The sequence below is a fragment of the Flavobacterium chungangensis genome (assembly GCF_042654045.1).
GTDB lineage: Bacteria > Bacteroidota > Bacteroidia > Flavobacteriales > Flavobacteriaceae > Flavobacterium > Flavobacterium chungangensis.
Genome location: NZ_JBHSFY010000005.1, coordinates 109,178 through 129,125, shown reverse-complemented (window position 1 = coordinate 129,125; position 19,948 = coordinate 109,178). Strand labels below are relative to the sequence as shown.

The following is a 19,948-nucleotide window of genomic DNA, read 5'->3' as shown; positions in this document are numbered from 1 at the left end:
CAAAAAACTAAATAATGTACTTAATATTATATGCACTTATTGTCTCAAAAGCTTGCTTTTTCGTAAGTTTGTCAGCTACGTGAGAATACTGCATATTCAACCATATACCAAGTAATATGAACAAAAAATTACTATCTGAATCCGATATAAAAGAAAAGTATATTACTCCTGCAATAATTAATGCAGGTTGGAATGAACATACTCAGATTATTAGAGAATATGCAATTACAGCGGGTAGAATTTGGGTTAAAGGCAAATTAACCGCAAGAGGGAAAAAACTTTTTGCTGACTATGTGCTTTATATTTCTGGAATACCTGTTGCTATAATTGAAGCAAAAGACAATAATCATTCTTTAAATTCAGGAATACAACAAGCTTTGAAATATTCCGACCTGATGGATATCCCTTTTGTCTTCAGTAGTAATGGAGATGGCTTTTATTTTCATGACAAAACAATTACATCTGGAAATATCGAAATCAATCTAGCTTTAGAAGATTTTCCCACTGCCGATTTTCTTTGGAAAAAATATAAAAAATTCAAAGAAATAGAAACCGAAATTGAAGAGAAAATTATTCTACAGGATTATTTTTCAGACAGTAATAGAAAGCCAAGATACTATCAACAAATTGCTATAAATAGAACAGTTGAAGCTGTAGCTAAAGGTCAAGATAGAATTCTTTTAGTCATGGCTACTGGAACAGGTAAAACCTACACCGCATTTCAAATTGCGTATCGTTTATTTAAAAGCAAAAGCAAACGTAAAATATTGTTTTTAGCAGATAGAACGGCGTTAGTTGATCAAACATTAAGAGGGGATTTCCGCCATTTCAAAGATGCTATGACTATCATTAAAAAGAAAGTAATAAATGTTGATGGTAAAGATGTATTAGTCGCAAACAATAAAAGAGGGATTGACAATGCAGATAAAGCATTCGATATTTTTTTAGGATTATATCAAGGGCTAAGTAATTCCAATCCAGAAATACCAGATGCATTTAAAGATTTCTCACGTAACTATTTTGATCTAATTATAGTTGATGAGTGCCATAGAGGTAGTGCAAAAGAAGATAGTAAGTGGCGAGAAATATTAGAATACTTTAATACAGCTACACACATTGGTTTAACAGCTACTCCTAAAGAAACTAAAGAAATATCTAATATTCATTATTTTGGAGAACCTCTTTATACATACTCATTAAAGCAAGGCATTGATGATGGTTTTTTAGCTCCTTATAAAGTGGTTAAAGTAACTTTAGATATTGATGCAGATGGTTGGAGACCCCCACAAGGATTCACTGATAAAGATGGTAACCCTGTTGAAGATCGAATTTACAACACAAAAGACTTTGACAAAAATATCGTTGTCGAAAATCGAAGAAAATTAGTCGCCAATAAAATTACAGAGTTCTTAAAGCTAAATAATCGGTTTGATAAAACTATTGTTTTTTGCGTTGATATTGAACATGCAGAAGGTATGCGATCTGCTTTAGCAAATGTAAATACCGACTTGGTGAAGGAAAATAGTAAATATGTAATGCAAATTACAGGCGATAATGAAGAAGGAAAACGCGAATTAGATAACTTCATAAATCCAAGTGAGAAATACCCAGTTATAGCAGTAACATCAAAATTAATGACCACTGGTGTTGATGCGCAAACTTGCAAGTTAATTGTATTAGACAGTAATATTGGGTCAATAACTGAATTCAAGCAAATTATCGGTCGTGGTACGCGAATTAATGAAGAATATGGAAAAACCTATTTTACAATTATGGATTTCAGAAATGTAACCAATCATTTTGCTGACCCTGACTTTGATGGCAATCCAGTCTCTATAATTGAAATTGAAGGTGATGATACAATTGTTATAACTGATCCACCTACAACAGGACCAATTGATGACCCAGATTTTCCTGAACCTGACTATCCAGAGATTACTGATCCAGAAGGTGGTGAAGGGCCAAAACCTAAGCCCATTAAAAAGATAATTCAAGGGGTTGATGTAAAAATCATTAATGAAAGAATTCAGTATTTAGGTCCTGATGGTAAAATAATTACAGAAAGTTTAATTGATTACACGAAAAAAAATATTGGTAAACAATATAAAACATTGGACAGTTTTCTACAAGCTTGGAACAATGCCGATAAAAAGAAAATAATTATTGAAGAATTAGAAGAAAAAGGAATTTTCTTTGAAGCACTAAAAGAAGAAGTAGGACTTGAATTTGACCCTTTTGATTTAGTGTGTCACGTTGCTTTTGATATGCCTGCTTTATCGAGAAAAGACCGAGCTAATAATGTGAAAAAAAGAAATTATTTTACTAGATATTCGGAAAAGGCACAAACAATTTTATCTAATCTATTAGATAAATATGCTGATGATGGAGTATTGACCATTGAAAGTTTGGAAGTTTTAAAACTAAAACCAATAAATGAACTAGGTACACCTGTAGAGCTAATAAAAGCTTTTGGTGGAAAACCTCAGTATGAATTAGCAATTAAAGAACTTGAAGAAGAATTATATAAAGAAGCTTAAAAATGGATAAATGCGTAATTGATTTACTAAGTGCTGTGACGCAAGTGAATTCAAGATATTTTAATGCAATTGGCACAAGAGAAGATCAAACACAGTATAATCAAGTAACTGAAAATCCTTTCACAGCTGAACTCTATCATAGATTTAAAAATATAATTGAAGTCCCTGTGAATGCAAATTATTACGATAATCTTATCTTACATTTTGATATAACAAAACTATCAGTTGGAATCAGGCCTGATTTAGTCTTGCATCAAGCCCAGGAAAACAGGAACGATCAAAGAATGTTTATTGAAGTAAAAACAGACGCTACTATTAATTTATCAGCCGATTTCAATAAGCTTATTGAAGCAACTGCTTCTTATTTAAATTTTAAAAATGTCGTGATGATAACTGTTAATAGAAGATTTAAAGATATACTAAATTTAATAAGACTACATCGTAGTTTTTTTGAAATAGAACCAGAAAGAAGAAGAAGAATTTATTTTATAAATGTTGATACAAGTAATCCAGAACCAGAGTACAACATTTATTCACTAAAATATAATAGAAATATACTATAATGGCAAACGTAGGTGCGGTAATAAGCAGTATTAGAAATATAATGCGTCAAGACAGAGGAATCTCGGGAGACGCTCAACGATTAGAACAACTTGGATGGATGTTGTTTTTAAAAATTATTGATGATAAAGATATTGAGTTAGAATTAACAAAAGATGATTATATTACAGTAATACCTTCAAAGTTTCAATGGCGTAATTGGGCTGCCGATTCTGAAGGAATAACAGGAGAAGAATTGTTAGAATTTATTGATAGTAATGCTGAAAATAATAAAGGACTTTTCGCAACACTGAAAGAGTTGTCCAGCAATACAAATCCAGAACGTGCAGCAATTGTAAGAGAAGTTTTTGACGGCTCAAATAACTACATGAAGTCAGGTTATGAAATGCGTAAAGTAATCAATAAACTAAACGAAATTGATTTTAATAAATCCGAAGACAAACATATTTTTGGAAACATTTACGAAAGCATTTTACAAGAATTACGAGATGCAGGCAATAAAGGAGAATATTATACACCAAGAGCGGTCACGCAGTTAATGACCCAAATGACTAACCCTCAATTAGGTGAAAAAGTATTAGATCCGTCGGCAGGAACAGGAGGATTCTTAACAGCAGCTATTGACCATATTAGGGAAAACTATGTAAAAACGGTTGACGATGAGCATATACTTCAAAAAAGCATAACGGGTTGGGAACTAAAACCAGTTGCTTATGTATTAGGATTAACCAACTTGATATTGCATGAAATGGAAGTGCCAGACTATCATTACATCGATAGTTTGAAAAAAGAATATAATGGGATTAGCAATAAAGACCGTGTGGATGTCATCCTAGCTAATCCACCATTTGGTGCAAGTATTGCTGATGGTGTCGAAACCAACTTTCCTGCCTCTTACCGCTGTAAAGAAAGCGCCGATTTGTTTGTCATTCTGATGCTTCAATTATTAAAAGATAACGGTCGTGCTGCCATTGTGTTGCCTGATGGTTCAATCACAGGTGAAGGCGTTAAAGCTCGTATTCGTGAAAAATTATTAACCGATTGCAATTTACATACTATCATCCGTTTACCTCAAAGTACATTCTTTCCTGCTACCGTTGCTACTAATTTATTATTTTTTGAAAAAGGAAGCCCTACTAAAGATATTTGGTATTACAGACATGAGTTACCAGTTGGACAAAAAAGTTATTCTAAAAAGAAAGTAATACAGTTTGGAGAATTTCAACCAATTATAAATTGGTGGAACGACAGAAAAGAAAGTGAAGTTTCTTGGAAAGTAAATTTAAAAGACCTTAACAATTGGGATTTAGACATAAAAAATCCTAATAAAGTTGAAGAAATTATAGAATACAACAGAGCCGAAATAATTGAAAAGATGAACAAAAGCCAAGATAGAATTAATCAACTTTTAAAAGAATTAAGTCTATGAGCTTATCATTTAAATTTATTCCTTTAACTTTTTTGAGTGATGAAGAAGAGATTAAAAAACAAATTCGAAACACGATCATCTTAAAGTATTTTTTTGAAAGGAACTCTGAAACCGTTCACTTAGAAGATTTAATTACAGGTACTCAATATGGCTACAATGCCTCTGCATTAGTGCAAGGGAGAAACAAGTTTTTAAGAATAAGCGATATAACAGATGGTAAGGTAAATTGGGAAACAGTACCTTATTGCAACTGTACTGATGAAGCAACCTATTTGTTATTTCCAAATGATATTTTAATAGCCAGAACAGGAGGAACAACAGGAAAAAGCTTTTTGATTTCAGAACCACCAGCTTTGTCCATTTATGCGGGCTACCTCATTCGTATTAGAGCAAACGAAGATACTAGCCCAGATTATTTGAATCTTTTTCTAAATAGCTATGTATATTGGTCACAAATTGTATCACTTAACGAAGATAATTTTAGACCAAGTGTAAATGCTAATAAACTTAAAAAATTAATACTCCCTAAATGTGATGAAACGGCACAGAATGATGCGGTTAAAATTGCTGATGGCAAATTAATTAATGGCTATAATGATTTGTATCAATTGATTGATGAAACATTAATAAAATACGATAAGTTAATAAAAATTCAAATTGAAAAAAGAAATCAACTTGTATTACAAAAGGCATTAAAACAATCAATTCTTTCAGAAGCTATTCAAGGGAAATTAACAAGTAAATGGAGGATTGAGAATCCTGATATTGAAATAGCTTCAAAACTTTTGGAGCATATAAAGAAAGAAAAAATACAACTTATAAAAGAAAAAAAACTCAAAAAGGAAAAAGAATTACCAACAATCACCAACGATAGCATTCCTTTTGAATTACCTGAAAGTTGGACTTGGTGTAGGTTAGGTGATATTATAGTAAATACTGATAATCTGAATATTCATAATGAGTTAAAAGCAAATGAACTTATTAATTATGTTGATATTGATGCAATAGACAATAAAAAGCAGGTAATAAACAGCCCAAAATTATTACCTGTAAACCAATTATCTTCAAGAGCACGAAGAGTATTAAAAAAAGGTAATATTTTATATTCACTAGTTAGACCTTATCTACATAATTTGGCAATTATAGAAGATGAAAAGCCTAATTATATTGGTTCAACTGGTTTTGCTGTGTTTGATTGTTTAATCGTTGAAAATAAATATATTTTTTGGCTTTTACTCTCAAAATACATCGAAGATACTTATATGGGTTTTATGGATGGTTTTAATTCTCCAAGTATTACCCATGATCAATTCAGAAGTACAATTATTCCTATTGCGCCCATTGAGGAACAAAAAATTATTATAAAAAGAATTGAAGCTTTATTGGATAATTGCCAAATATTAGATGAGGAAATTACTACTAGCGAGAAACATGCTAAAATACTGATACATGTAGTTCTAAAAGAAGTCTTTGAAGTTAAAAACCCGAGTTTAAGTTTAGATTCATTGTTTGAAGATATAAACTACAATCTATATGTCGCAATGATTCATAAGCAAATGGAAAATCGTTTAAAAATTAATTACGGTGAGGTTGCAACACAAAAAACAGTTTTTAACATTAATGCTTTTACGGACCAAAAAATACCCTATAATTTCATTAATTCCAACCACGGTACTTTTTCACCACAACTGAAAGAAGACATAAGTAAAAATGATTATTTAACTAAAGACCGGAAAGGTAACGGTGAAGTATTCATAATAAAACCATCAAAAGAAAAAGAAGTTTTAGATGCGTTGTCTAATCCTAAAAATAAAGACTTTGTAAGAGGAATTAATAAAGTTTTAGACATTTATGAAATGTCATTTATTAATAAAGAAACAGATAAGATAGAATTACTGAACACCGTTGCAAAATTAATTATAGATACTAAATCAACTGATTTAGAAATCATTTATAATGGTATGCAAAAATGGCAAATAAAACAAAATGGTTTTAAAACTAAAGCGGAGAAATTCTCTAAAACAGATACAAAAAAGATGATTAGTTTAATTGAAAACTTAGAGCTAGTTGAAAAACTAAAAAAGTTTGCATAACATTAAATACAAAATACTTTGAATTTAAAAATATTTGTTGACTATTATAATGCTGGAGAAGAAAAGTTATTTGAGTGCTATCCAAATTATCAAGAGCTTAAAACACTAGTTGGCAAAGAAATTACTATTTCCAAAGATGAATTTCTTTCTTATATGATGTTTACGGAACAAGCAGACGAAGACGGCTGGAGAACCTTCCTAGAACTAAAGAAAAAAGTCCAGCACAGATTAGGTGATATTCAAGATATTTTAGATTTTTCAAATGGTTCAATTCAATCAAAGCAATCTTCAGAAAGAATGTTTGCTTCTAAAATGACTGAAAGAATAGGAGTTTCGATAGGAATTAATGTGATCAATAAATTTCACAGTTTAACAGAAGCAGATTGGGCTATTACACCTAATACTTATATAGATGGTAAAAGAGTAAAAGATTTTGACTATGAAATAGAAATGGCATCAGATGGCGTCAAATTTATACAAGTTGAAAACAAAGGAACTGTAAGTGATGACAATAATTTAAAATCTACCTCTGTAAGTAAACATTATGGAAGTATTAAAGCAAAGAAAAGCAATATAATTACTAGAAACAAAGACAATGAAATATGCGAAAATGAGAATATATATTATGGTACTATTGCAGTTTTAGATAATACCAATACCGCAAAATTATGGCTTGTTGATCCAGAAGCATTTCAAGTAGAATGGTCTCCTAGAAAATTCAAACTCATATCAAGACTATTATACTATTCAGATATTTTTTCTATCATTGGTGTCCATAAAGCTATTCAAAAATCATTGAAAGACAGGATAAGTCAGTTAATTGAATCTGAAAATATTGAAGATTTTAATAAAAATCCATTAAAATCAAATGCACGCTTTCCAATGACTTTTTTAGAGACTAGTAATTTTGTGAATATCAATAATTCTCTCGCATTTGGTGCCTTCTTTTTTATAGAAAATGATAATGGAGGAGATGTTTTTATTATGGCATTAACTAAGACTATCATAAAGCTTGTCATAGCACAAGATTTTGATAATATTTTAGAATATGAATTTGTAGATGCAGAATTTTTAGAAAAAGTTAGCATAGAACTTTCAGTAAGATCAAGCAAGATTTCAAGTGATTTTGAAAAAACAAAAACAGATTTTGTCTTTGATAAAAAACGTAAAAGATATTTTTATCAAAAATATCAAAAAATTAGCTCTATTTCAAGTGGGCGTATTTTTGGTTTAATTGATAGTACAAAAATAAAATAACAAATTTTAAATTTAAAGTAGATGAGTCTTTGGAAATTAGGTTGTAGATGGGGTAGCAACACACCTTTATTCTATGATTTTATAAAAGAAAATAATATTGTAATTGGCTGGGGTGGCAAAACTTATAATATTGGTGATTGGCTATTAATTACTGATGGTTTTTCAGTATTGGCTTTTGCAAATGTAATGACAGAACCAAAAACATGTTTAAATTATCCGCAATATCAAAATGAATTTTTAAAATTGAAAATTCCTTTTCAACATGAACTTTTCGTATATAAAGCAGAATGGATAGTTCTAAAGCGTGAAGACCAATTCAATTATGATCTTCAGCAAGGAATCGCAAGAGTACAGAACTATGAGATAAAAATTAAATTTAAGTCACTATTAAATAAGTACAAAAAGGCTATGGATCTAGAAAAAAAAATAGAGATTCTAAAAAACAAGAAACAAATAATTTTGCAGGGACCTCCAGGAACAGGAAAAACATATACTGCAAAGAAATTGGCTGAACGCTTAACCGAAAATTATAGTACAAGTTTATCAGAAAAAGAATTTGTTGATTTATTGAAAGTTGGTGCAAAAATACCAAATGCTAGCGGTACTACAGATTATTACACAATTAAGGACGTGTCTTTAGATAAAGTAACTTTGGGGTCAGAAAAAGCTCAGCAAGATTGGTCACCAAAATTCAATCAAATTAAAATAAAATTTGATCAACTTCTTATTAATGAAGTACCCTCAAATAAAAATGCACTAGAGCCGTACGAGCTTGCCGTAGCAAAATATTTATTTAACAAATTAAATTCAAAAGGTGCTAAAAATGATTTTTATCAACTAATACAATTTCATCCATCATATACTTATGAAGACTTTGTGAGAGGTATTACTGCAAAGAGCAATGATGGCATAATAGAATACAAAACGGAAGATAAAATATTTGCTCAATTTGCAAAGGAAGCTTTAAAAAATTACAATGATAGTAAAAAAGAACAAGTTGAAATTTCAAAAGAAAAGTGGGTTAATGAACAATTTGAAAAATTTGTTGATTTTATTTCCGATGATTTAGAGAAAAATGGAAAAATAGTTATTACTGATTCGGTAAATATTGTCAAATTAGATTTTGATGCATTTAGATATAAAGGTATTGAAGGATGGACAAAAAATGGAAATAGAATGCTTTTTAATGACATTAAGCAGGCCTATTTAGATGAAAACAATGAACGCCAAGATGTTAAACACAATCAAAATTTATCTGGATTAGCTAACTGGCATGCAAGCTATTATATTAGAATTCTTGATTTATTTAAAAAATTCTTACTAGATAATAGTCTAAATTTTGTTCCAAGTACGTCTGAAAAAGAAGAATTAAAAAACTTTGTTTTAATTATAGATGAAATTAATCGTGCTAATCTTCCATCTGTTTTAGGAGAATTAATATATGCTTTGGAGTATCGAGGAAAAAAAGTAGAAAGTATGTATGATATAGATGGAGATAACAGCCTAATTATTCCTCCAAATTTACTAATTATCGGCACTATGAATACGGCCGACAGAAGTGTTGGACATATTGATTACGCAATAAGAAGACGTTTTGCTTTTGTCGATATTTTACCCGATCCTTCAGTTATTGAAAACGAAACTGCTAAAGCTTTGTTTAAAGAAATTAGTGAACTATTCAACAGCAGAGATACATTAGCATCTGATTTTAAACCAGAGCAAGTTAAATTAGGACATAGCTATTTTATTGTCAATAACGATGCAGAATTACAACTAAAAGTCAAGTACGAAATTATTCCTATTTTAGAAGAATACCTAAAAGATGGTATTTTATTAGAAAAAGCAGAAGAAATAATATTAGACTTAAAAGCAAGATTTGAAAACTAATCTATTAACATATTGGGAGCATTATGAAGATGTTTTAAAAATAGAGCATCAGAATATTTTATTGGAGGAAAAATACAGTTATGATTTTTCTAAACCAAGAGGAGCAGTATCTTGTTTTTCTATTTATAAAAAAGATGAAAATTTCCATTTATGCAGCTCTTATTGTATAGGAGTAGATTGGCTAGATAACGAAAATGCGATCTATATTGAACCGAAATTAAATACTAAAAATAAGGAAGAAACGGCTGAAATAGTAGAGATTAATTATCTGGAAATGCTTTTCGCTTCACTACCAAATATCAAATCTCAAAAGGATTTAGATGAACTTTTTGAAATTAGATGGGACAAAAAAGAGATTGAAATTCACCAAACCAAAGACTTGCTAACTCCTTTATTAGTAATTCAGTATTTAAGCTTATTGAAAGTAATTGTAAAAAAAGGCTTAAAAAAAAGCTACTATAAAGTTGAACATAATTTAAACAGCAAAGTCAAAGGAAAGGTTTTAGTAGATCAAACAATTAAACAAAATATACTAAAAAACAAACAATTATATACTTATTGTAGATACGATGAGTTTGGTGAAAATGGTTTAGAAAACAGATTACTAAAAAAAGCATTAGTATTTATAAAGCGTTATTTGCCTGCATTCAAAAATATAAATTCCAACGATTTCACTTATGAACTATTCAACTTCATAACACCAGCATTTGAAAACGTATCAGAAGAAATTAATTTGAATGATATAAAACATACAAAATCAAATGCCTTTTATAAAGAATACTTTGAAGCCACACGATTAGCAAAATTAATTATCAAACGATTTGGATATAATATAGCTAACGTCGGAAGAGAAACAATATCAACACCTCCTTTTTGGATAGATATGAGTAAATTATTTGAATATTATGTACTAGGATTATTAAAAAGACAGTATCCAAAGAATGGAGAGGTAAAATTTCAGGTAAACTGTCATAATTCCCATGAAATTGATTTTTTATTAAATTCAGGAGAATTAAAACTTGTGATCGATGCGAAATATAAACCTAAATATAAATATAAAAAAGGACTTGATAAAGAAGACTTTCGCCAAATAAGCGGTTATGCAAGATTGAAAAAGGTTTACGATGAGCTTAAGCAAAATGACTACAATAAGAATATAGATTGTCTAGTCATTTATCCTGATTTAGAAATTCAAAAGAATGATTTGAGTAATTTATTAATTGATATGAGGAAGATTAATAAATATATTGGATTTTATAAAATAGGTGTGAATCTTCCGATTATAAGATAAGATTTAAAAGGTTAATCTGGATACAATATTTATATTTTTTTTTTACACAGTTACTGATTTTAGTATTGATATCAATAGCTCAGAATGTATCTAAAATAAAGTTCAAAATTATAAACTCAGTTAAAAGAATTAAAAAGGGTGAATCATTTCTTAGATTTATGACTGATTAAAAATTTATTATTAATAACATTTTATCTTTTCAGCATTCCTTATTTTTTAGACCCCTATAAATATATCCCACAGATCTAGAAAACATTTACCCCTCAGTTTTTAGTGACAGGTCTACTATATGATTAATATTCCATTTAGGAGGATAGAATAATCTTATTTCGGTAGTCTTAGGTTTATAAATTTGTTTTATTCTTTTTCTATTAGAAATTCCAGATATCTCTGGATGTGCTACTCTTGAATATTTATCTGTTTCACAAAATAAATTCTGACAATCAATCAACTGCAATCTTCTACCCCATAAATTTTTAAAATTTAGTTCTAATCTAATAAATTCATCTTCTTGGATGTCAGTAACATATTTAATAATATCCGTCTCATTAAAATCTCCTAAATCAGTAAAACACTTCCTTATTCCATCCTTTGCTCCTGGTCCTGGCACTACAAAATCCATTTCGCTAAAATTCACTAACTCACTATAGTTAATATCAATTGCAAATTGATACGCTAAAAAAGAGCCAACGGTAGGTAAATCTAAAAGTATTCTAAATAATTCCTCCATTGAATTAGAGGATTTAACTTTTTCAATCAATCTTTCGTTAATTATTTTTTCTTCTAATAACTTTAGATGATTTTCATGTTTTCTTTCAAAGCCAAAAATGCTTTTCCCTGAAGCCATGATGTAAGCACCTGAGTAAATTGATTCCTTCAATTTCATTGCTTCTAATAAAACTGAATTAATTTCATTAAAATTAAAAGATGAAGAAGATATATCTCCAAATTCAGATATTAATAATTCCCAGGTTTCAATTTTATTGAATATTTTAAATAATAATATCTTTAAAAGTAAATCGCTTTCATTTTGATCTTTTTGACGATAAATCACATTCCTAATTAGATATTGACTAACTCTATCAGATGCTCGAAAAGCATTTGTGAATTTATGCTTTTTTAATATTTCGTCATTTGTTAATATTTGATGATTATTAATCATTTTATTAAAAAATACATTTTGTCTTTCACATGCAAACTTCCAATAGGTATCTAATACAATACTCTTTTTAGGTTTATTCTTCTTTACTAATATTTCCATTACTTTTTTAAATAAAAAAGCTGGAATCTCCAGCTTTTTCTAATAATACTTTTAATCTATTTTCTCGTAAATAATTTTTTTATCTTCTACATTGAAGCTAATTATACCTCCTTTATTCGTTCGCAATAAACGAAATAATTCATAACTTTTTAATATGGCTTTCTCCCAATCAGTTTTACTCTTATGACGAACTTCGAAAGGCTCAACCATATTTTTTATAATTGTTAAAAAAACATCATCTATCTTATTACACTTGTAAAAGTAATCATTATCAACTGCATTGTTAAAAATCATTAAAGAAATAGCTTCTTCTGTAATTGCAGCTCGGGCACCATCTTCGATTCGATCAATATCTTCAATACTTTTTCTTTTTCTTTTTAACATTGACCTTGAGCAAGGTGACCAGTCTAATAATGTCGCAAAAGTATAATGAAACACATCATGGTATCTATAACCGTCATTAATAAATGAATTATCATCTACAATATCTCCAACTTGCTGTCCGTCTAAAGTTACTTTAACTTGATGATATTTACCATTAAAAATCTCTTCAAATTTTACTACAAATTCTTTAGGTAATTGCTCTTCAGCATCCAAATTTGAGTATAATGAAATAAGATTATTCTTTGGCTGTAACATTATTTTTTATATTTTTTTTATCTATTACATTATGAGTATTTTGCAAAGGTATTATTTTTGATTTAATAGAATCTATTTGTTTTTGCATTTGATTAATTTTTTTATTTTCAAAAATATGCTTTTGAACATTTAATTGAGTAATACTAAGATCAATCATGTATTTAGTTCCAATTGCAACACATATACCTATTACTAATTTAATAAAAAATTCATTATTTAAAACTTTTCTGTTTTTTTCTTTAATATCATTCTCTAATGAGTTTTTTAAAGTTCTAATTTCACTATCAAAATAGTCTTTTTGTTCTCCAATTTTTAATAAAATTGCGGAAGGTGAAGCCATATCATTTCTTTTAAGTGCATCTAAATAATCTGGATCTATAGTTTTTTGACCTTGATGATGATTATTATTTTTACTATAAAGATCTTTCTGACCAGTAGAACTATTCAAATTTGCAAACCAAATTAAAAAGTAAGCCTTTTTAGTTTCCAAAGTAATTATAGATGGACCAGCATTGTAAACAGAAAACAATAGCTTTCCTTTAAAACCTGGATCTACATGAAAACCTGAAACATTTACAAGTCCTTTCAACTTAAGCTTAGCCTTAATTGAAATGAAAGCCAACTTATCATCAGGAATATTAACAAATTCATCTGTCATCAGTAAAGTAAACTGACCAGGATTTATATCAATATTCCTATTATTTTCACTTAATATTTCTACCTTTCTGTCCTTGTTGTCTGTACGATATACCTGTGTTCCTAATGAAAGTTCATATGCTGCTTGTTTTATCCTGTTTTCATTAAATGCATTATTATTATCATCGTCTGTGATAATTTTATTGAATTTTAAAAGTTTTCTTAATTCTGAAGCTCCTAAAAACGGCATAATAATTTGATTTGGTTTTTAAAATAGATTCAATTGATTATGCTCTATCCAATTTATGGGATCACCATGTATTCCATTATGGAAATTTTCCTTTAACCAGCCTATAAGTTTATCTTGCTTTGGAGATTTAATTATCTTTTCACCAACACCTGAATGACAAACATCAAATAAATCTTTAGGTAAAAGTGGAGCACTATCACCAAAATAATAAAAATCCTTACTAATTAAAACATTTTTACCGCTTGTATCTTTTCTTAAATGTTCTTCATTAGTAACTCCATCAGCTAAAGAATGTGCTGAATCTTCTTGTATCCAATTACCATTATTATCTTTATGATAGATATTGTCACCGTATACTGTTACTAATGATCCGTTCAAAATTGGTTTCTTATAAGCAAATCTTATATCTGACCAGTATTTTTCATAGGACAAAATCTCTTCGACTTTCATCGCATAAATTATATGGTGAACGAAATCTCTTCCTGAGATATTCTCTAGAGCCCTAGAGCCGGTTCCAATAACCCAATCACCTATTTCAAGGTTACGACTTCCACGTATCTTTGGTTTACAAACCCCTAACGTACAATATTTTCCAAATGGATTTGGAGCAAGTCCATAGTCATGTTCTAATAAATAAGAGTATGTTTTCATATAACTTGTTTAACATTTTATACGTTTAGATTTATGCAAATCATTTGATTTAGATCCATCAGGATTTTCAAATGGAATATTTCCACCCGAAATAATCTCTCCTAATTTCTCTATTGAATTCCATCCTAAAGTTGAACTTCCATATTTTTTGAATGCTTCTGGCAACTCTACATTATCTTTATTGCCATGGGAATAAATTCCAATAATTTTTTTCCCTTCAAGATGTGCCTTCCTTATCTCATAATTCACCCACTTTCGGGTATGCGTATCAGGTCCTATAAGACAAATAAAAGTGCTTGATGCTTTAATTCTTATGTCAAGTAACCTTTTAATTACCGCATCTGAAGGTCTCCTACCATCCTTATGTTTTGTACTATCAACGGAAAAATTTTTAACATCATACCCATCCCTTATTAATCTTTTCTTTAAAGATTGAACATGAACATCATCTTTTTCATAGTGGCTAATGAAAATATTTTTTTGCTTGCTCATAATACAGTTATAATAAAATTACTAAATCTTTTTTACTTCACAGCTCAACAGCTTTTCTAAACGTATTAATATAGAAATTTTAAGTCTCTAAGTTAAAACCAACGCATACCGTTCTAATGAAAACATTCTAAATTTAACAAGATATCAAATCTTAGTTTTATTAAAAAATCACTCATTTTGTAAAACATCAAGAGTCATTAGCGTATATTTTACAATATCTTCCGGAGTAATTTTTTCTTTGCCTAATTCTATAATTGCATTGTAAAGCACTTCGTTATTTGGATAAAATTTATCAAAAGCATTTATTACTTTTTGCCACAAAACTTTTGAAATAGACCCAGTTGCACCAATAGGAATTGGAATTACAGAATGTTTAAGACAAATCTCAAACTCTTCTTCCATTCCATCTGAATTTACAATTTGTCCATCAGATAATTTATTGCCAAAAATAAAAATTGCAATACCTGCTTTGGAAATTATTTCATTTCTGTAAGTAGTCTCTATCTCAGAAATACTTTTACTTCCTGATTCTAATTGAGGAAAAGGCCTTAATATAAGTAAATCATCTAAATTTCTGTATTTTGAATTTAATTTAAAATCTAAAGCACCATTAATTACTGCACTACCAATACCTAATCCATAACCAGAAACAATTTTGAATTCATTTTCCGCTATTTTATAACTTAAATGATGAATAAGATTTTTAGCCTCAATTTCAGTGTACGGCAAATATTCATGAGCTGCACCTGAAATGAAAATATTTCTCCTCTTTAATTTCTTTTCAATTTCAGCAAGAATTAAAGTTATTTCGGGATAATCCTTAATCATTATTGCATTTATACCATACCTTAGTAAATCATTAATTTTTAATTCCTGTTTAATCTTCGCATACAAATAATTTTCTTTATTTTGCTCATCTGATTTTAATGGATTATTAAAATCACTTTCTAAAACTTCTTTAAAAAAACAGAAATGAGAAGGTGTATTGTCTTTCAACAAAATTTTAATTCTACCTAAAATGTATTCTAAATTTGGATCATCAAAACTAAAACCTAAAAATAAAAATGTTTTAGATAATAAATCGCCTCTTAAAACTGTTGAGAAAAGTTCTTTTTTATCATTATAAGTTTCATAATCATCTTTTGTCAAAATAGCCTCGTTTGGGAAATCTTTATCCCCATGCATCTTGTAAACAATAGCATCTTTTTTCTTTATATTACTGGCAAAATCTTCATTACTCAATTTTCTTTCGACAGTTTTTCCTTGTAACTCAAGAGTTCTTTCTATAATTTGATCATAATTGGTGGTCCAAAATGTATCTATTCCAATTCTAGATAAAATTTTATGATTTTCACTTCCTTCTTTTAAAGTAGTAAATTCATTTTTAATTAAATCATTAATCTTCCCTCTTTTAAATTTGTTTAGATGGTATTGGGCAATCGATATTAAATCTTGTTCTTTTTCAATATCCAAATCAAGTTCACTAGCCAAACCTTTTAATAAACCTTTCCAGTTAACAAAACCTAAACTAGAAGAAAGTCCTGCTCCTGCAAATATTGCAGCATCCCCGTTCCTAATCTCTTTAACAAATGAATTAATAAATGCCTTTTGCTCTTTAGTAAATTCCATATTATTTTCTTAACCATGTTAAAATTGACTCTATACTTCCATCAGGATAAATCACATTATAACTATTACTGTAAATTGAACTTTTTTCTATTCTTGGATAAATTTGCAAATATTCATTCCCATTCCAGGTTCCATTATTTTCAGCTAGTGGTAAAATTGCCATCTTTTTGTTTGGCAATTTAAATGGGTCTGCTATTCCAACTTCCCAATTACACCATTTTGAAGCAACAGCATTATTAGTTGCTAATAAAACAAACTTATCATTAATTGATATTATTTGATTTTTAATTTTTTGAGCTGTTATTCCATTTGTCCTTTCGGGCATTGTTTGGTCTGCCCAATCTACATAAATGCTGATACCTAAATTCTCAAAGAAAATTTTTGCCTGTTCAACTATAGCTTTGTCATGATGAGAGTGTGAAAGAAATATACTTGTCACTGAAGCTGACTTGGTATAAGCCCTGTTTTCACTTACAATTCCTCGAAGTCCTCTGAATCCTGCTTTACTTCGTGCATTTGATTCGAACTCTTGTTTATTTAAAATAGCCATAGTACTTAAATGAAATACAGTTGATTAAATATTTTTTCTAATTTCATAAAGATTTTTATTATCTCTTATTTCAATAGCTTTATTCAAATAGAAATTTGGATTATTCTTAAAAATGTTCCATTTTACTGTTTTAATAAATGAAAATTCCCCATGATGAATTACAATTCCACCACAAGATGAGTTCACCGGATTTTTCATATTAAACATATTCTTACTTAAAATATTAAATATCTTATCTGTATGATGTGTTGTACAATTACATTCAACATTTTGAGTATAATACCACTCATAAGAATTATTTTCATCCGGAAGTACGATACCTAATATTGCATTCATTCTACTTGTTCTATCATTTCTCACAACTTCTTTAAGTGAATATGAAATCTCCCAAGGTATCCATTGATCTTTTTCATCTGAAAAAAACTCGACCATTCCTTTAGATATCATTACAATTGTAATACTACTTCTATATATTTTATTTTTTAAACTAGATTCTATATAACCTTCTGAGAAATTTTTTAGACTTTCACCATCTTTTTCACCTAAATTAATATGATCTTCATCATCTAGTATAACTTGTAGCTCATCAACATAATCTCTTACTCTTGTTGATCGTGGGAATGACAGCCAATTTCCTCCTATAAATACAGAATCACTTTTATTTAGATTGTTAACAAATGTATCTGCATACTTATAAGACACAAAAATATTTTTTCCCATATCATTGGTTTTGGTTTCTTACTGTGATAGCTTTTTCTAATAAACTACTTATATTATTTTTATATCATCATACACATAACTACCAAAATAATATTCTGAGTCAAAAACAGGGATATAACTAGCCAATGGATTCTTTCTCTTACTTTTTACTTCTTCCCATTATTTCCGATTACAGGCTTATCATCTTCTACAGAACCTATACTCCTAATTTGTCATGCTATGCAATTATCATTATCAAAGTGAAAACTATAAAATAACTTTCGAGATATAATTTTAAATTTTATCTATCAATAGGTGTTGGAATAAACTCATATAGCCATAATCTTTTATTAATCTTTCATTTTTGAATTCTTCTGGTAAATAATTATCATATATAATTTTTGCGGCGGCACCAGTGCTTTCAACAACAATAACTAATGCATTTGGATGAATTTCTCTAAACAATAGATATTCTTCTTCAACACCTTCCATTCCTCCAATAAATACCCCAGCACTAAAATCACAGGAATTAAGCATAGTTTTACGCATTAAAAGCAAACTGCTTTCTCTCTCCCCCAAGTCATCTGTCTGCCAAATATTTTTAAATTGATTATTGTCTTCAGGATAAAATCTCTCGAAAAATTTTGATTGATATATCCCCACTCGTTCCTGAATATTTAAACCTAATTTTTGCAAAACATAATTTATAAGGGGTGTTATTGACGGATGTCCTCCCCAGACCAATCTATGATTTGGAATAACACTCGATGCCAAAGCAATTACTGAATCTCTTATTGCAATAATATCAGAGGTAGAATAATATTTTGGATTTCTTTCCTCAAGTGGAGTGCTAGCAGAAAGAAATATGTTTTTTAATTCTGTTGAAGCCATTTATTAAAATTTTGTTTTTTTAATGTTTTAATATCCAAATAATCATTTAACCAATCTAAGTGTTTTAGCCATTTTTCTCTTATTCTTACATCATCATAAATTAAATAAATGCTTTCAATATTAAATTCATTTATTTCTCTTCGTAACTCGTCATGCTGATTACAATCAATAGATTGAGGAATACCTATTATTGGTATAAAAATTCGTCTTTTATTTTCTCCTAGTTCTTCTGTGAGAAATCTTTCAGGCTGAAGAGTTACATTTTTACCATTACTGAATGCAAAATTTGTAAATTCTGTAATTAAACTATCTTGTCTGGAAGCTAAATTTCTAGCTCTGATTGATTCAGTATTCATTACTAATTCATCAACAAATTCCTGTTTAAGTTTAGATCTATTCTTATCATTAAAAACTTCCATCTCAAAATGAGAAGCATACAATTGAGTAGGAAAACAAAATTCAGAGGTGCTATCAAGCTTATGTTCTGGCCATATAAGTTGAATTATACCTATTTTTTTAGCACTTGCTTCTGCAATTTCTTCTTTGCACCACCTGCTTGTTAAAAATTCAGGTGTATTAAGTAAAATGATTACATCACAATCAGACATACGATGCCAAAGTTCATCTTGGAATGGTTCTCCCTGTTTTATGGAATGTGTATCTAAAAACACATCAAAGTTGTTTTTTTCCAGGGCTTCATATAGTTGAATTGCAACCGATGTAGATTCATCCCTTTTATAACTTATAAATATCTTTCTCGTCTGTCTTAATTTCCCAAAAGATTCAAGAGCTAAATTAATAATTTTATCTTTTTTTGTTGGATCGTACAATAGCCCATTTTGATTCTCTAATTTTTTTGGAATTTCGGTACCAAAAAACTCCTTATTATAATATATTGGAAGTATTAAAGTTCCATCTTTTATCAACCTATCAACTAAATCAACATTTTTAAAATTGCCTTCTTTATCACCGAAATAAAAGACAAAAGAAGGTTGCTTTCCCAAATATTTACTTTGAAAATTTTTATCATCAATAACCACAAATGAATCAATAGGAAGCTTTAATTCTTTAACCTTTTCAAAGAAGAGAGTCCTAATTTCCTCTGATAAATCTCCGAGCGATCCAAGAAAAATAATTTGGTATTTATATTTCATAATTATAATTTATTTATAAAAAATAAGAACTTTATGGTTTT

At 29.0% G+C, this 19,948-nt stretch carries 17 protein-coding genes; 7 read left to right on the top strand and 10 right to left on the bottom strand.

Going from position 1 to position 19,948, the window contains the following annotated elements:
* Window positions 1-116: 116 nt before the first annotated feature.
* Genes hsdR through ACFO3N_RS09630 form a run of 7 tightly spaced genes read left to right on the top strand, consistent with a single transcriptional unit; the run spans window position 117 to window position 11,055 of the window.
* Window positions 117-2,537, top strand: coding sequence for an EcoAI/FtnUII family type I restriction enzme subunit R (gene hsdR, locus ACFO3N_RS09660; RefSeq protein ID WP_379797257.1), 2,421 nt, complete (start codon window positions 117-119; stop codon window positions 2,535-2,537).
* 2 nt (window positions 2,538-2,539) lie between these two features.
* Entirely contained in the window at window positions 2,540-3,100 is a 561-nt protein-coding gene (locus ACFO3N_RS09655; RefSeq protein WP_379797255.1) for a hypothetical protein, read from the top strand.
* Complete coding sequence (locus ACFO3N_RS09650) at window positions 3,100-4,527, top strand: class I SAM-dependent DNA methyltransferase (RefSeq protein WP_379797253.1); 1,428 nt, start codon at window positions 3,100-3,102, stop codon at window positions 4,525-4,527. The genes ACFO3N_RS09655 and ACFO3N_RS09650 overlap by 1 nt, the downstream gene beginning before the upstream one ends.
* Entirely contained in the window at window positions 4,524-6,620 is a 2,097-nt protein-coding gene (locus tag ACFO3N_RS09645) for a restriction endonuclease subunit S (protein ID WP_379797251.1), read from the top strand. The genes ACFO3N_RS09650 and ACFO3N_RS09645 overlap by 4 nt, the downstream gene beginning before the upstream one ends.
* A gap of 18 nt (window positions 6,621-6,638) precedes the next feature.
* Window positions 6,639-7,877 (top strand): hypothetical protein, encoded by a 1,239-nt coding sequence (locus ACFO3N_RS09640; protein WP_379797249.1) that lies wholly within the window; start codon window positions 6,639-6,641, stop codon window positions 7,875-7,877.
* 21 nt (window positions 7,878-7,898) lie between these two features.
* Complete coding sequence (locus tag ACFO3N_RS09635) at window positions 7,899-9,764, top strand: AAA family ATPase (protein ID WP_379797247.1); 1,866 nt, start codon at window positions 7,899-7,901, stop codon at window positions 9,762-9,764.
* Window positions 9,754-11,055 (top strand): 5-methylcytosine restriction system specificity protein McrC, encoded by a 1,302-nt coding sequence (locus tag ACFO3N_RS09630; protein WP_379797245.1) that lies wholly within the window; start codon window positions 9,754-9,756, stop codon window positions 11,053-11,055. Before ACFO3N_RS09635 ends, ACFO3N_RS09630 begins: the two co-directional genes overlap by 11 nt.
* 256 nt (window positions 11,056-11,311) lie before the next feature.
* Here the strand turns inward: ACFO3N_RS09630 and ACFO3N_RS09625 are convergent, their stop codons facing one another.
* The 10 genes from ACFO3N_RS09625 to ACFO3N_RS09580 all read right to left on the bottom strand — a co-directional run bounded on the left by ACFO3N_RS09625 (window position 11,312) and on the right by ACFO3N_RS09580 (window position 19,907).
* Complete coding sequence (locus ACFO3N_RS09625; protein ID WP_379797243.1) at window positions 11,312-12,316, bottom strand: nucleotide kinase domain-containing protein; 1,005 nt, start codon at window positions 12,314-12,316, stop codon at window positions 11,312-11,314.
* Window positions 12,317-12,367: 51 nt separating this feature from the next.
* On the bottom strand, window positions 12,368-12,955 hold the full coding sequence (locus ACFO3N_RS09620; protein WP_379797241.1) for a nucleotide pyrophosphohydrolase: 588 nt from the start codon (window positions 12,953-12,955) through the stop codon (window positions 12,368-12,370).
* Window positions 12,936-13,841: a dCTP deaminase domain-containing protein gene (locus ACFO3N_RS09615; RefSeq protein WP_379797239.1), complete on the bottom strand. Its 906-nt coding sequence runs from the start codon at window positions 13,839-13,841 to the stop codon at window positions 12,936-12,938. The genes ACFO3N_RS09620 and ACFO3N_RS09615 overlap by 20 nt, the downstream gene beginning before the upstream one ends.
* Window positions 13,842-13,859: 18 nt before the next feature.
* Complete coding sequence (locus ACFO3N_RS09610; RefSeq protein ID WP_379797237.1) at window positions 13,860-14,492, bottom strand: Nmad2 family putative nucleotide modification protein; 633 nt, start codon at window positions 14,490-14,492, stop codon at window positions 13,860-13,862.
* A gap of 9 nt (window positions 14,493-14,501) precedes the next feature.
* Complete coding sequence (locus ACFO3N_RS09605) at window positions 14,502-14,984, bottom strand: TIR domain-containing protein (protein WP_379797235.1); 483 nt, start codon at window positions 14,982-14,984, stop codon at window positions 14,502-14,504.
* 168 nt (window positions 14,985-15,152) lie between these two features.
* Complete coding sequence (locus ACFO3N_RS09600; protein ID WP_379797233.1) at window positions 15,153-16,613, bottom strand: SIR2 family protein; 1,461 nt, start codon at window positions 16,611-16,613, stop codon at window positions 15,153-15,155.
* A 1-nt stretch (window position 16,614) separates the two neighbouring features.
* Window positions 16,615-17,163, bottom strand: coding sequence for a toll/interleukin-1 receptor domain-containing protein (locus ACFO3N_RS09595; RefSeq protein ID WP_379797231.1), 549 nt, complete (start codon window positions 17,161-17,163; stop codon window positions 16,615-16,617).
* Window positions 17,164-17,187: 24 nt separating this feature from the next.
* The gene (locus ACFO3N_RS09590; protein WP_379797229.1) at window positions 17,188-17,883 is read right to left on the bottom strand and encodes a TIR domain-containing protein; all 696 of its coding nucleotides are present in this window, start codon (window positions 17,881-17,883) and stop codon (window positions 17,188-17,190) included.
* Window positions 17,884-18,156: 273 nt separating this feature from the next.
* Entirely contained in the window at window positions 18,157-18,753 is a 597-nt protein-coding gene (locus ACFO3N_RS09585; protein WP_379797227.1) for an SLOG domain-containing protein, read from the bottom strand.
* On the bottom strand, window positions 18,735-19,907 hold the full coding sequence (locus ACFO3N_RS09580) for a toll/interleukin-1 receptor domain-containing protein (RefSeq protein WP_379797225.1): 1,173 nt from the start codon (window positions 19,905-19,907) through the stop codon (window positions 18,735-18,737). Before ACFO3N_RS09580 ends, ACFO3N_RS09585 begins: the two co-directional genes overlap by 19 nt.
* Window positions 19,908-19,948: the final 41 nt, after the last annotated feature.